This window comes from Bacillus sp. MYb209, from assembly GCF_002975175.1.
Taxonomy (GTDB): Bacteria; Bacillota; Bacilli; order Bacillales; family Bacillaceae_G; genus Bacillus_A.
Genome location: NZ_PCNZ01000001.1, coordinates 250,439 through 263,092 on the forward strand (window position 1 = coordinate 250,439; position 12,654 = coordinate 263,092).

15 protein-coding genes are annotated in these 12,654 nt (G+C 36.4%); 1 reads left to right on the plus strand and 14 read right to left on the minus strand.

The features are described 5' to 3' along the window. Window positions 1–3 precede the first annotated feature (3 nt). The 9 genes from panC to CQZ94_RS01425 form a co-directional block, all read right to left on the minus strand. A complete protein-coding gene (panC, locus tag CQZ94_RS01380) occupies window positions 4–852 on the minus strand; it encodes a pantoate--beta-alanine ligase (protein ID WP_105583995.1) in 849 nt (282 codons plus the stop codon). Beyond that, window positions 852–1,688 (minus strand): 3-methyl-2-oxobutanoate hydroxymethyltransferase, encoded by an 837-nt coding sequence (gene panB / locus CQZ94_RS01385; protein ID WP_105583996.1) that lies wholly within the window; start codon window positions 1,686–1,688, stop codon window positions 852–854. The genes panC and panB overlap by 1 nt, the downstream gene beginning before the upstream one ends. 341 nt (window positions 1,689–2,029) lie before the next feature. Next, window positions 2,030–3,010: a biotin--[acetyl-CoA-carboxylase] ligase gene (locus tag CQZ94_RS01395; RefSeq protein WP_105583997.1), complete on the minus strand. Its 981-nt coding sequence runs from the start codon at window positions 3,008–3,010 to the stop codon at window positions 2,030–2,032. Then, the gene (locus CQZ94_RS01400) at window positions 2,995–4,188 is read right to left on the minus strand and encodes a CCA tRNA nucleotidyltransferase (RefSeq protein ID WP_105583998.1); all 1,194 of its coding nucleotides are present in this window, start codon (window positions 4,186–4,188) and stop codon (window positions 2,995–2,997) included. The genes CQZ94_RS01395 and CQZ94_RS01400 overlap by 16 nt, the downstream gene beginning before the upstream one ends. Beyond that, window positions 4,175–5,320: an N-acetyl-alpha-D-glucosaminyl L-malate synthase BshA gene (gene bshA, locus CQZ94_RS01405; RefSeq protein ID WP_002086596.1), complete on the minus strand. Its 1,146-nt coding sequence runs from the start codon at window positions 5,318–5,320 to the stop codon at window positions 4,175–4,177. The genes CQZ94_RS01400 and bshA overlap by 14 nt, the downstream gene beginning before the upstream one ends. Next, window positions 5,317–6,021 (minus strand): bacillithiol biosynthesis deacetylase BshB1, encoded by a 705-nt coding sequence (gene bshB1, locus CQZ94_RS01410; RefSeq protein WP_105583999.1) that lies wholly within the window; start codon window positions 6,019–6,021, stop codon window positions 5,317–5,319. Before bshB1 ends, bshA begins: the two co-directional genes overlap by 4 nt. 11 nt (window positions 6,022–6,032) lie before the next feature. Continuing rightward, the gene (gene mgsA, locus CQZ94_RS01415) at window positions 6,033–6,428 is read right to left on the minus strand and encodes a methylglyoxal synthase (RefSeq protein ID WP_000684753.1); all 396 of its coding nucleotides are present in this window, start codon (window positions 6,426–6,428) and stop codon (window positions 6,033–6,035) included. A gap of 14 nt (window positions 6,429–6,442) precedes the next feature. After that, a complete protein-coding gene (dapB, locus tag CQZ94_RS01420; RefSeq protein WP_105584000.1) occupies window positions 6,443–7,243 on the minus strand; it encodes a dihydrodipicolinate reductase in 801 nt (266 codons plus the stop codon). Beyond that, entirely contained in the window at window positions 7,240–7,584 is a 345-nt protein-coding gene (locus tag CQZ94_RS01425; RefSeq protein ID WP_105584312.1) for a nucleotide pyrophosphohydrolase, read from the minus strand. The genes dapB and CQZ94_RS01425 overlap by 4 nt, the downstream gene beginning before the upstream one ends. Window positions 7,585–7,977: 393 nt before the next feature. Between CQZ94_RS01425 and CQZ94_RS01435 the strand changes: the two genes are divergently transcribed. Next, a complete protein-coding gene (locus tag CQZ94_RS01435; RefSeq protein ID WP_105584001.1) occupies window positions 7,978–8,859 on the plus strand; it encodes a YitT family protein in 882 nt (293 codons plus the stop codon). Between the two features lie 19 nt (window positions 8,860–8,878). On the opposite strand, the gene CQZ94_RS01440 is transcribed toward CQZ94_RS01435, so the two are convergent. The 5 genes from CQZ94_RS01440 to lhaT all read right to left on the minus strand — a co-directional run bounded on the left by CQZ94_RS01440 (window position 8,879) and on the right by lhaT (window position 12,627). After that, window positions 8,879–9,538, minus strand: a complete 660-nt coding sequence (locus CQZ94_RS01440) for a uracil-DNA glycosylase (protein ID WP_142395718.1) — start codon at window positions 9,536–9,538, stop codon at window positions 8,879–8,881. Window positions 9,539–9,671: 133 nt separating this feature from the next. Beyond that, on the minus strand, window positions 9,672–10,352 hold the full coding sequence (locus CQZ94_RS01445) for a zinc metallopeptidase (RefSeq protein WP_002086606.1): 681 nt from the start codon (window positions 10,350–10,352) through the stop codon (window positions 9,672–9,674). A 105-nt stretch (window positions 10,353–10,457) separates the two neighbouring features. Beyond that, window positions 10,458–11,243 (minus strand): sporulation protein YpjB, encoded by a 786-nt coding sequence (gene ypjB / locus CQZ94_RS01450; RefSeq protein WP_105584002.1) that lies wholly within the window; start codon window positions 11,241–11,243, stop codon window positions 10,458–10,460. An 81-nt stretch (window positions 11,244–11,324) separates the two neighbouring features. Beyond that, a complete protein-coding gene (lit, locus tag CQZ94_RS01455; RefSeq protein WP_105584003.1) occupies window positions 11,325–12,011 on the minus strand; it encodes a lipoprotein intramolecular transacylase Lit in 687 nt (228 codons plus the stop codon). Window positions 12,012–12,036: 25 nt separating this feature from the next. Further along, complete coding sequence (gene lhaT / locus CQZ94_RS01460) at window positions 12,037–12,627, minus strand: lipoprotein heptaprenylglyceryl N-acetyltransferase LhaT (RefSeq protein ID WP_105584004.1); 591 nt, start codon at window positions 12,625–12,627, stop codon at window positions 12,037–12,039. Between the last annotated feature and the right edge of the window lie 27 nt (window positions 12,628–12,654).

The window sequence follows — 12,654 nt, forward strand, 5'->3', positions numbered from 1 at the left end:
CCCTTATTTCCCCATTAATGTTATATTGTCAATTAATCGTACATTTTCAAACTTAACTGCAATCGCTAAAATGATTCTTCCTTCAATTTTATTTGTTGCTTTTAATGAAGGGTATGCATATAAATCAGCATAATCTACAGTGCCTTTCGTATACTTCTCAATATGCTCTTTCACAAGATTCATAATGATTTCTGGATTACGTTCGCCTGCCTCAATTCGTTCTTTCGCTATACATAGACTGCGGTATAAATGAGGAGCCTCTTCGCGTTCTTCTAGTGATAAATACACATTACGAGAACTTTTCGCTAATCCATCTTCTTCCCTTACAATATCAACTGGTACGATCGTAACGGGAATATTAAAATCAGTTACGAATCCTTCAATTACAGCTACTTGCTGTGCATCTTTCATACCGAAATAAGCACGCTTTGGCAATGTAATATTAAATAGTTTCATTAGTACAGTCGCAACACCAGCGAAATGACCAGGTCTTTGTTTGCCACATAATACGTCGGTACGCTTCACAACTTCTACTGTTGTCGTTTGTTCTGCTGGATACATCTCTTCTACACTCGGATAAAATAAATAATCAACACCATTTTCTTTTGCTACATTTTCATCTCTATCAATATCACGTGGGTATCGATCTAAATCTTCATTTGGTCCAAATTGTAGTGGATTTACAAATACACTTAAAACTACATTTTCATTTTCTTCCCTGGCCTTACGTAGTAACGTAGCATGCCCTTCGTGTAAATACCCCATCGTTGGAACAAAACCGATACTTTTTCCACTTGTACGAAGTTCGTTTGTAATTTGCTGCATCTCTTGCACTGTAGTTATGATTTTCATTATTGTTTTCCTCCGTATAACGCTAAGCACTCTTCCTCTTTCATTGTGAATGAATGTTTTTCTTCAGGAAATTGCCCTGTCTTTACTTCAGTAACGTATTGCGAAATCCCTCGCACAATCTCCTCTTGAACAGACGTATATTGCTTCACAAATTTCGGAACACGATTTACGCCGTACGAGATAAGATCATGGTATACAAGAACTTGCCCATCTACTTTTTGTCCTGCTCCAATTCCGATTGTAGGAATTGTTAACTGCTCTGAAACAAGTTCTGCTAATTGCATTGGTACACACTCTAACACAAGTGCTATCGCACCAGCTTCCTCACATTTCTTTGCATCTTCTATTAATTTTTTTGCACTTTCAGCATCTTTTCCTTGTACTTTATACCCACCTAGCACTCCTACAGATTGAGGAGTTAAACCTAAATGCGCCACAACGGGAATTCCCGCATTCGTTAAGTAGTGAATAGTTGATATAACTTCTCCAGCACCTTCTACCTTTAATGCATGTGCCCCGCTCTCTTGAACAATGCGACGTGCATTAACCATCGTATCTTGCAATGAGACATGATAAGACATAAATGGCATATCAGTTACAATAAACGTCTCTTTCGCTCCGCGGCGTACAGCTTTCGTATGATGAATCATATCCTCTACTGTTACTGGAACTGTTGAATCATACCCAAGTACAACCATTCCTAGAGAATCACCCACTAAAATCATATCGACTTTAGCTTCTTCTACTAATTTAGCAGATGGATAATCATACGCCGTTAGCATTGTAATCGGCTCACCTTGCTCTTTCATTTTCAAAAAATCTGTTTTTGTTTTCAAAAACTACTCCTCCTTTATGCAGGAGAGAGGAGATGGCCGAAATCATATAAAAAAACCCCTCTGGCCATAAAAGGGCAGAAGGGTTGTGTGTTAGTCGGCATTATTCATCCCTCTGTCCCAGTCCGTTATTGGATCAAGGCAGAATCCAAATTATTTTTTTCATACTGCGTAAAATAATGGTGCAGTTCGCTTTGATACTGCCCATATTCGAACTAATTATAGCAAACTCTGAAAAGGAATTGCTACATTTTTTCGAAAAAATAATTTTCTATCCCTATTACGGTATGTGAAATTTATCAGTATCTAAATGACAAAAAGAAGCTCCAAAATAGGAACTTCTTTTACTTAATTTCTATATCAGCAGAATGAATGTGGTGCACTTGTCCTTGATGATCCTCAAGTAACAATACACCATCCTCCGTAATCCCTTTTGCTAGCCCATTAATAGTTTCCTTCATCGTTCGAGCTGTAATTTCTTTTCCGATACTTACTGCGTAACTTTCCCAAAGAATTTTAATAACAGAGAAGCCATTTTTTAAATACTCTTCATACAATTTCTCTAGTTGCAAGAAAATTTGTTGCATAAGTTCCGCACGAACAATCGGCTTACCCGATTCAATTGCTAATGAAGTTGCAATTTGCTGAATTTCCTCATCAAAATGTTCTTGTTTCTGATTTGCATTAATGCCAATTCCCATAATAACAGCATTAATTTTATCTGGATCAGCTTGCATCTCCGTTAATATACCGACAGCTTTTTTACCTTGAATTAAAATATCATTTGGCCATTTAATCCCTACGTTTACACCGGTACATTTTTCAATTGCTTGCGCTACGCTAACAGCTGCTAATAAAGTAAGCTGTGGTGCATGATGAACTGGAATAGATGGACGCAAAATAATACTCATCCAAATTCCTGTTCCTTTTGGAGAATACCATTTTCTACTTAAACGTCCTCTACCTGCTGTTTGTTCTTCAGCAACGACAATTGTTCCCTCTTCTGCGCCTTCATAAGCAAGTCTCGCTGCAATATGCTGAGTAGATTCAACCGATTCTTCAAAATAAACCGTTCTACCGATACGCTCTGTTTGTAATCCTAATTGAATCTCATTAGCAGTTACTTTATCTGGTTTACTAGCAATTCGATACCCTAAGCGGCGTATAGCTTCTAGTTCATACCCTTCATTACGAAGATCCTCCATATGCTTCCATACAGCGGTTCTCGAACAGCCAAGTTTGTCACTAAGTGTTTGACCAGATACAAATGCACCATCTGCTTCAGAAAAAACTTGTAATAACTGCTTTCTTATAGTAGATTGCATCTTTGTAGCCACTCCCTTATATTCTCTTTCTTATTAACTAAATCTCCTTGTACGATTGTTTTTTCAATATTTTGAAGCATTTCGGCAACCCACGGACCTGGCTTTTTATCTGCCCAGCTTAATAAATCATTACCAGTCACATTCATTTCTTGACGATTTTTTATCGGCAATGCATGAAATAATGATTGTACTTGCTTAACAGACGCACTATTATAACTTTCTATTATCGCTTCATATACTCTTTCCGCCATCTCAGCGATGCGAATTCCAGTTTTATAAAGAAGGATTGTATCCCACTCCTTCTCCTTTCTAGAACGAATTGCTAATAAAACCGCTACGATATCTTTAATCTTTTTATTCGAGAACTTCCATTGACGTAAAAAGACAGATGGATGCTCTTCTCCGATACAATATAAGAAAAATGCCCACGCCTCAACGTCTGTTTCGAAAGAATCCCATTTATACTGCGTAGCTTTCAAGAGTCTTTCTTCTGACATTTGCAAATATGGCAGATGAGAAAATAGCTTCGTTTCTACTAACTCTTGAAGACCATTCACACAATATGTACCGGTCAACAATTTTTCAAATTCAACTGTAATTCTTTCAATCGCTATATGTTCGAGCAAATGCCCATACGTTTCAATTGCTTGTTTCGTCTTTATTTCCAAAGAGAAACCTAACGTACTTACGAACCGAATACCACGCATCATTCGCAGTGCATCTTCTTGAAAACGGTCTGCAGCATCTCCAACCGTTGTAATTTCCTTCAGACGAATCGCTTCTTGCCCAGCAAATAAATCAACCATTTCGCCTTCCTCTGTCATTGCAATTGCATTCATCGTGAAATCACGTCGTTTTAAATCCTCTTCTAATGAACAGACAAATTGAACATTACTAGGTCTCCGAAAATCTTCATATTCGCTTTCTGTTCGAAAAGTAGTTACCTCATACGGTTCACCATTTTCTACAACAATTACAGTTCCATGCTCAAGACCAACCGGAACATGTCTTGGGAAAATAGCCATTACTTCTTCTGGTAAAGCAGATGTTGCGATATCGATATCTCCAATCGGTCTATCGATAATAAGATCGCGTACACTTCCACCAACGAAGTAAGCCTCATGTCCGTGCTGTTTTAATATCTCAATAATTGAACTAGCTTTTTTAAATCTTTCCATTCTTGTCATCCCTTAGTATGTCATAATAAATCGCTTCATACTGTGAAACGATTTTTTCCGAACGAAACTGCTCATATACAGATTTCATCGCTCGCTCCCCCATATTACGGTGAAGTTCTTCATTTTCTAGTAGTTGAATTGCTTGCTTAGCTATTCCATCTGTATCTCCAACTTCACATATATATCCTGTTTCACCATGTTGAATGACCTCTGGAATGCCCCCAACCCTCGTTCCGATACTAGGCACACCACACGCCATCGCTTCTAATATAACGAGACCAAAACTTTCCTTTTCTGATAAAAGTAGCATTAAATCACTCATCGCAAGAAGCTCTGCAACATTATCTTGCTTTCCTAGGAATAAGACACGTTCCTCAATATGTAAACTTTTCACCAATTGTAAAATAGTACAGAACTCTGGTCCATCACCAACAAGAAGCAATTTCGCATCTACTTCCTTTACAATTTTGGCAAATGACTGCACAACATCCTGTACACGCTTAACCTTTCGGAAATTTGAAATATGAATCAACACTTTTTCATTTTCTCGTATACCATATTCTTTTTTTAATTGAGACATATCACGTTTGAAATAAACACGTTCGTCTACAAAATTGTATACCGTCTCAATTTCTTTATCTGGTTTTACAAGTTCATTCGTTTCTTCAATTAACGAATGTGACACAGCTGTAACAACATCAGATTGTTCAATACCAAAGCGAATTAAATTATTTAACGAAGGGTCGGAACCTAACACAGTAATATCCGTTCCATGTAAGGTTGTAACAATTTTAATACGCTCCCCAATCATTTGTTTTGCTAAATATGCACAAATAGCATGAGGGATTGCATAATGCACATGTAAAATATCAAGGTTTTCTCTTTGAGCAACCTCTGCCATTTTACTCGCTAGTGCTAAATCGTAAGGTGGATATTGAAAAACAGAATATTGATTTACTGTTACTTCGTGAAAATAAATGTTCGGGTACACTTTATTCAACCGAAATGGTACACCCGATGTAATAAAATGAATTTCATGCCCGCGTTCCGCCAATTGCTTTCCTAACTCTGTCCCAACAACCCCAGAACCACCTACAGAAGGATAACATGTAATACCTATTTTCAATTTCATTTACATCCCCCTATTAAATCAGCATGTATTAAAACGGGTTTCTTACTCATAAATCCTTCGGCATACAGCACTCCAACTTCTTTCCCAAACATCTTCTCCCGAGCGATTACAGTTTCAACGTATCCTTCGGTTAATGGCGTCTTAACACCATCACTCCCTGTTGAAAACTGACTTTCATACGCTTCTAACGCTTCCACCTTTTTAGAAAGGTATTCACTAATATCTATACAAAAATTCGGTTTATGAAAACCATTAATCATATAATTATAAAAAGACTCTACACGGTGCGGCGGAAGTTCAGGCATATATTTACGAATTCCCGCTGAAAAGATAGCCTCTTCCACAAGTTTCGCGCAATTAGCATGGTCTGGATGACGATCTTCGTAATATGGTGCAAAAATTAGTGTTGGTTTATATGTACGAATAATCTTTACAATTTCACGTATATATTCTTCTTTCATATACAAACCACGGTCTGGCATTGCTAAATTAATTCTCGTTTTTACTCCCATAATACGAGCTGCAGCCTTTGCTTCTTCTTTTCTCAGTTCTACCGTTCCATTTGAAGAAAGATCAGCTTCTGTTAAATCGCAAATGCCTACTTCATAGCCTTGCTTCGTATACTTTGCAATGGTACCTGCCATGCCGATTTCCACATCATCGGCATGAGCACCAAACGCTAATATATGTAATCCACTCATAATTGTTCCCCTCATTTTCTTAACTTTCGGTAATCTAAATCTCCCCGCTCTAATGCATGCATTAACATTTCAGCACTTGCCATATTCGTTGCTAGTGGGATGGCGTATACATCACATAAACGAAGTAACGCATTGACATCTGGTTCATGCGGCTGCGCTGTTAGTGGATCCCGGAAAAAAATCACCATATCCATCTCATTTTTTGCAATCATTGCACCAATTTCTTGATCGCCACCAAGAGGACCAGATTGATATCTTGTTACAACTAAACCAGTTGCCTCCATAATACGAAGTCCTGTCGTTCCTGTTGCAAAAAGTTCATGTTTTTCAAAAATTGGTTTATATGCGTATGCGAACGAAACCATATCATCTTTCTTTTTGTCATGTGCGATTAAGGCAATTTTCATCCGTTGTCTCCCCTTTAGTCGATAATATTTTCTAAACCGTACACAAGATGATTAAGGTTCATTACTGTTTCAATTGATAGTTTTACACCTGACATAAATGATGCACGGTTGAATGAATCATGACGAATTGTTAACATTTGTCCATCTCCGCCGAACATTACTTCTTGGTGCGCAATAAGCCCTGGTAGACGTACGCTATGAATGTGAATACCGTCTACATTTGCACCACGTGCACCTTCTAGTTGTTCGATTTCATTTGGATGACCTTGCTGCTTTGGTTCACGGTTTTGACGGATTAATTCTACTGTTTTTACAGCTGTACCAGATGGTGCATCTAACTTTTGATCGTGATGCAATTCAATTACTTCAACATCTTGGAAGTACTTCGCTGCCATTTGAGAGAACTTCATCATAAGTACTGCACCAATCGCAAAGTTTGGAGCAATGATTGTTCCCACTTCTTTTTCTTTCGCAGTTTCCGTTAAATGTTTAAGCTCTTCTTCTGTAAATCCAGTCGTACCAATAACAGATCGAAGTCCACGTTCAACTGCAAGTGTCACATGTTTCTTTCCAACTTCTGGTGTTGTTAAATCTAACAATACATCTGCTTCTACTTCATCTAAACAAGTATGTAAATCCGCATAAATAGGTGCATCTAGCGCTGGCATTCCAGGTAAATCAGCGATTTTCTCTCCGCCATACTTATAATCAATTGCTGCTACTAAATTGAAATGCGCTGTTCTTTCCATAAGAAGGACTGCTTCATGTCCCATACGTCCTCGTGGTCCAGCGATAATTATTTTAATTTCTTTCATGCGTCTTTCTCTCCCTCATCAATACGTGTCCAGCGATCTTTATCACGTGTATTAAATTTATTCATTACAATGTTATGCGCTGTTTCTAAATCAATATTTAAACTATTTGCCATACAAATCATAACAAATAACACATCTCCAAGCTCTTCCTCAATACTTCGCTCTATCTCAGTCGTTTTCTTCGGTTTCTCACCATAATAATGATTAACCTCTCTTGCAAGCTCTCCCATTTCTTCAGTTAAACGGGCCATCATTGCAAGCGGACTAAAATAACCTTCTTTAAATTGGCCGATATATGCATCTACTTCCTTCTGCATATCTTTCATCGTTTTTGCTTCCATACTAGTCACCTCTATTCCTTCCTCTTTCATGTTAGCCAATTCATCGCGATTTGACAAATATTATTCCCCCACATTTGCCTATTTGCCACGTTTTTTCGGATAGACTATAATAAAGTGAAACTTTCTTTTGCATGATTTTTGCAAAAGATTAGCCCGAACTAATCGGGTTCCTACGGCTGGTTTGCTCTTTCTTCGTCGCTTTATCCTCTACCAGCCGTTGGGATGGGGTAACGTGAAACTTTCTTTTGCTTACTTTTTGCAAAAAATCAGCCTAAACCAATCGGGCTCTTACGTCGTTTACTATTTTTACCAGCAACTAGAAATAACTTATCATTATGTTTTATCGTTTAAGCGGAGCAACGCAAATCATTACATAATTAGGGGGCTATCTACATGAAAACAAACTTGAATATTCGAAATATTTTATTTATTTTATTAGGTTCCGCTATTTTCTCTTTCGGTATTGTGAATATCAATATTGAAAACCACCTTGCAGAGGGTGGCTTTACCGGCATTACGCTATTATTATATTTTCTATTTTCGTTTGACCCTTCCTATACAAACTTAATTTTAAATATTCCTATATTTTTCATCGGTTGGAAGTTACTCGGCCGAACAACATTTTTATACACATTAATCGGTACATTTAGCGTCTCTTTATTCCTTTGGGTGTTTCAGCGCTACGAGGTTCTCAACTTACATTTAAACTTGCAAAATGATATGACACTGGCTGCTTTATTCGCTGGGGCATTTATCGGTATAGGACTTGGAATTATATTCAAATACGGCGGGACTACTGGGGGTGTTGATATTATCGCAAGGCTAGCTCACAAATATGTTGGCTGGAGTATGGGAAAAACGATGTTTATGTTTGATGCGGTCGTTATCATTATCTCTATTCTTACATATTTATCATACCGTGAAGGCATGTATACGTTAGTTGCTGTTTTTATCGGGGCTAAGGTTATTGATTTCATGCAAGAAGGAGCTTATGCAGCAAAAGGAGCAACTATTATTTCTGATAAAAACGATGAAATTGCTGCAAAAATTTTATCCGAAATGGAGCGCGGAGCAACCTTTTTAAAAGCAGTTGGATCCTATACAAAATTAGAACGTAATGTACTATATTGTGTTGTTGCTAAAAATGAAATCGTAAAATTAAAAAATATCATTATTTCAGTAGATCCACATGCCTTTGTCGCTGTAAGTGATGTACACGATGTTGTTGGTGAAGGATTTACATTAGATGAAAATAAAAAACCGTTACATAATTAAATTCAACTAGAAAAGCTCTTTAGCTTTTCTGGTTTTTTATTACAAATCTTTTAAGTTTCTCCAAATCCTCATAAATAAGCTCCAATAAACTCCGATTATAGAAAATAGAAGCTGGATGAAAGGTCGGAAAAATATGATATTCTTTTTCTGACCAAATAAATTCTGTACTGCTGCTATCTTTCAATCGCTGCACAGGTTGCTTTAACAATTCTCCATGAACATCCGTAATTTTATTATTTTTACCAACTAAACGCTGTAATGCAATATTACCAAGTGTGACAATAACCGGCTGCTGTATAAATTCCAGTTCATAATCTAACAAAGGTGCATGGGCAAGTATCTCACCTTGATTCGGTGTTCTATTGTACTTCCTCTGTATTATTTCGCCATTTCGTTCCCTTTTCTCTCTCCATTTATAAGGTCTACTCCGAACCGCACTCGTAATATACACTTCTTCCCTTGTAACGTGAATACGTTCTAAAAACTCCATTAAATGTTTTCCAGCTTTCCCGCTAAACGGGATACCATTATGAATTTCTGTTTCACCAGGTGCTTCTCCAACAAGCATTAATTTTGGATTTCTAGGGCCCTGTCCACTTAAAAAACCTTCTAATTGGTATATAGCACTACGCTCCTTCACTTGCTTAACTAAATAATCTGGATATTCTATGTCCGTCACCTTCTTTCATCATTCCATACTTATCTTTATTTTAACTAGTTCTATACCCCATATTCTCTCTATTATTTCCATTCGTAACATGTTATAAGATTCAATCCACAAAACAAAAAAAGACTATCATAATTGATAGTCTTTAATCGTCGCTACGCTGCATACCAGTATAAATTAATACGAGACGTAATAATTCAAATACCGCTACAGCTGCTGCTGCTACATATGTTAATGCTGCCGCATTTAATACTTTACGAGCTTGACCGTACTCATCTGTCGATACGATACCAAGTGCTTCAATTTGTTGCATTGCACGTTTTGATGCATCAAACTCAACTGGTAATGTAACAAGTTGGAAAATAACACCTGCTGCCATTAAAATAATTCCTAGTAACAACAAACCAGACATTTGTGCAAATACACCAATTAGGACAAAAACCCATGACATGTTTGAACCAAAATTAGCAACTGGCACTAACGAATGGCGTACACGCATAAAGTTATAGTCTTTCGCATCTTGAATTGCGTGTCCTACTTCATGTGCTGCTACAGCTGTACCAGCAACTGAATGACCATAATAGTTATCTGTCGATAATCTAACCGTCTTTACACGCGGGTCATAATGATCTGACAAATGACCTGGCGTTTCTTCTACGGCTACATTGTACAATCCATTTTCATCTAAAATTTTTCGAGCCACTTCCGCTCCTGTCATACCTGATGTTGAATAAACTTGTGAATACTTGCTATAGGCACTACGTACTTTTGACTGTGCATACAACGGTATGATCAAAATGATCGCGAAGTAAATTAAATAAAACATCATAAACCTCCATTGAAGTTTTAATTATAGTACTTCTCATTCTATTTTTTTCTTCCACCGTTGTCAATAAATAAACATTACAATCCGTATCTTTATTTATACGCATTATCTATCTTTAGAATGCAAGTTACTTCTCCGCTTCTCTCTCTCCCCTTTATACTTTCTCCATCCAACATACGTTAAAGTGAACAAAATAAGTCCTCCAGTAATTGTCATAAACCAAATGAGAGAGGGAGCAATCTCATCTTTTTTTACTGTATGAAATATTTTTTGCAAATCACCTTTAATAATCCCTAGTTGCATTTGTCCACCTTTCGTTTTTAACATAACGTTACGAAATTCATCCAAATAAGATAAATGTGCATTTACACGCTGCGCTTCGTTTTCTGGCAGAGCAATCATTAAACTAGGATAAATAATATTAAATTCATTTAAAAATGTATTTAGCGTCTGTTGGAATTGTCCATCATCGTCTTTTTTCATCGCTTTTTCTACTTGAGAAAAAGCATTCATTATCTTTCTTTCTCTTTCCATCCAAAGTGGCTGATATTTAGATACTTGCGCATCAACAGCAAGTTGTAACGCTAACACATTATCAACTTTAACTTGCCTATCTAAATCTTCCGAGAGAGATTGTTTCGCCTTATCGTATGCTAAAGAAACGACTCTAATTTGTCCCGGAATTACTTTTGAATTATTTTCATTCTCCTTTGATAGAAACTGCTCTGAGAAATGGTGCAGTACTTGTATTGCCTTCTCATCTTCTTTTTTCTTCACTAACTGTAAAGAGTCATCTAGCAATCCAGTTAGTTCACTCCACTCTTCAGCATATATACGTACTGGAAACATTATAATTAGAAATGCTATCAGTCCAATTAATGTTCTCTTCATCCCGGTCCCCCCTATAACTACTAGTACAAAATATGTGGAATTGGACAAGAATAGAACAGAACAAAAACAAAAAAATTCTCTTTAAACAGAGAATTTTTTCTTTGAAACCCTTTTCTTTTTCACTAAATATTTATACACACTGTAACAAAGTATGCTACCACCTAAAATCAATAATAAAATAACACATGCAGCATGCATAAAGAATTCTTCCGGTAACATTAAAATAACCGGATCTGTTTCAATATCAAACATCCAATAATCATTGCTAAATAAAAGCTTATGAAATAATACGAAACTCTTTTCAAAATTAATAGCAATTGGTAACGTAAGAGCTATTGGAAAAATAATTGTCAGAATCGCTCCGTGAAGTAAAAACTTTTCTTTTTTCTTTTTTAATAAATACGCTCCTCCTAATACAGCAATTACAATCGTTCCATACATTATATATTGAATCTTTACTAAAACATTTTTAACATCTACAAAATGAATGCGTCCATTTGTGGACATATCTAATGTCGGCAATTGTAATGCACCTTCATAAAACGGCGATAAATATGTAATAAGCACATCATAATTTCTCTTAATTTCATCTTTCGCCATATCCGCTAAATCTGGAATATTTAAAAAATCAATTTCAAAATAATACAACCATTTTCCATATACAACTACCGTTGTCGCGAGAGCGAAAACAGAAAATGCTATGCTATAGGAAACTACTAAAGTGATCAATCGATCCAATATGTTTATACCACTCTTATTTTTCTTCATTTTCTCCCCCTAAATGTCCTCACCATCATAAAGAAAACTGTTTTCGGTTCTTACGTAAGCAATAATAATATGTAATACACAGTACAGCAATACTTAACCAAAACGTAAAATAACCAATTTTCTCTACAAACAAATGCATAATCCCGTATCTCGGCATTTGCCAAAATAAATAATCAATTGCATCATTATGTAATGCCCATATGCCAGCTAAAGTGAAGTGCCATTTTTTTATCCGATAAAACGGAGCATATAACATTCCCTGTACTGCCATCGCAAAATGAGATAACATTAACATATATCCCATAAGGCCAATAGGACCTTTTACATAAATCATAATTGCATTTACAACAACAGCCCAAACACCATATTTTATTAAAGTAACTATCGCTAACGCTTCTATTAACCCCCAGTTCTTCTTCATCAAAAAAGCAATTAAAACAAAGACAAAAAAGAGAGTCGCCATAGGGCTATCTGGTACAAACGGCCAAAATATAGGTGAGGTTTCTTTTAATTGATTTCCATACCATATGAATCCGTAAATTGTACCTAATATGTTAACAACCAATAAAAATAATAGTACCGAACGTTGCCTTAACATTGCATACAAGTAAACCAAGCTGTATGTCCAACACCTTTCAAACAA

Excerpts from the sequence above, each read along its gene's own strand:
- CQZ94_RS01435 (WP_105584001.1), top strand. The coding sequence starts at position 7,978 with ATGAAAACAAACTTGAATATTCGAAATATTTTATTTATTTTATTAGGT.
- lit (WP_105584003.1), bottom strand. The coding sequence starts at position 12,011 with ATGAAGAAAAATAAGAGTGGTATAAACATATTGGATCGATTGATCACT.
- ypjB (WP_105584002.1), bottom strand. The coding sequence starts at position 11,243 with ATGAAGAGAACATTAATTGGACTGATAGCATTTCTAATTATAATGTTT.
- bshB1 (WP_105583999.1), bottom strand. The coding sequence starts at position 6,021 with ATGAGTGGATTACATATATTAGCGTTTGGTGCTCATGCCGATGATGTG.
- dapB (WP_105584000.1), bottom strand. The coding sequence starts at position 7,243 with ATGAAAGAAATTAAAATAATTATCGCTGGACCACGAGGACGTATGGGA.
- CQZ94_RS01425 (WP_105584312.1), bottom strand. The coding sequence starts at position 7,584 with ATGGAAGCAAAAACGATGAAAGATATGCAGAAGGAAGTAGATGCATAT.
- panC (WP_105583995.1), bottom strand. The coding sequence starts at position 852 with ATGAAAATCATAACTACAGTGCAAGAGATGCAGCAAATTACAAACGAA.
- bshA (WP_002086596.1), bottom strand. The coding sequence starts at position 5,320 with ATGAAATTGAAAATAGGTATTACATGTTATCCTTCTGTAGGTGGTTCT.
- CQZ94_RS01445 (WP_002086606.1), bottom strand. The coding sequence starts at position 10,352 with ATGTTTTATTTAATTTACTTCGCGATCATTTTGATCATACCGTTGTAT.
- CQZ94_RS01400 (WP_105583998.1), bottom strand. The coding sequence starts at position 4,188 with ATGGAAAGATTTAAAAAAGCTAGTTCAATTATTGAGATATTAAAACAG.
- mgsA (WP_000684753.1), bottom strand. The coding sequence starts at position 6,428 with ATGAAAATTGCCTTAATCGCACATGACAAAAAGAAAGATGATATGGTT.
- CQZ94_RS01395 (WP_105583997.1), bottom strand. The coding sequence starts at position 3,010 with ATGCAATCTACTATAAGAAAGCAGTTATTACAAGTTTTTTCTGAAGCA.